1 protein-coding gene is annotated in these 700 nt (G+C 37.7%); it reads left to right on the top strand.

The features are described from left to right. Positions 1 to 351: 351 nt before the first annotated feature. Positions 352 to 700 (top strand): hypothetical protein (locus NWF04_00050; protein ID MCW4004978.1); only part of this gene is annotated, 349 nt, incomplete at its 3' end.

The raw sequence follows: 700 nt of genomic DNA, 5'->3' as shown, positions 1-700 counted from the left end.
AATAGGCTGGACTTCGGTATGTCTTTTAAAAGGAGGGGGAGTGTTGGTTAGGTAGCAGGATGGTGGTTTACATCATAAAACACTGCTTAAACCGAAGTTGGGAGAAGTAACGAGCCGCCAGCTTATACTTTGATTAACCTGTTGAATTAGTTATTGGGGAAAAGTTTAGTACTATGAGTAGCAAGGGTTTGTCCCAATACATAGTCTATTGCAATAAAGTCGAAAAACGTTATAATTATAAAATGTAACGTATTTTGACTGTTATAAATTAGAATATCTGAAAGCATATATTAAGGTATATGTGAATAGAGTAACGCAATGATAGTTTAGCTATAACTATATGAGTATCATATGAGATTGCGTGTTTTAGTTATCGTATTTGTGTTAATCTTCACGGCTGTAATTCCCTCAACATCAATAGAAGCCGCCTCAGAACACTATTTAAAATTTGAAGATATTACTGTTGAGCAAGGGCTTTCTCAGAATTGCATTAATGCCATTAACCAAGACCACTATGGGTATATATGGTTCGGGACAGCCATTGGATTAAATAGATACGATGGCGTGAAATTTAAGGTATATGTAAATGATCCGGCACTCCCTGGTTCTCTCTCAAATTCGGATATTCAGTCGCTCTACGAAACCGGTGATGGCAAGTTGTGGGTAGGAACTATGTCCGGCCTGAATATCTTCAACCGGG

Source organism: Candidatus Bathyarchaeota archaeon, assembly GCA_026014465.1.
Lineage (GTDB): Archaea > Thermoproteota > Bathyarchaeia > Bathyarchaeales > Bathycorpusculaceae > JADGNF01.
The sequence above is the reverse complement of the archived record's forward strand: the minus strand, read 5'-3'. Positions and strand labels throughout refer to the sequence as shown.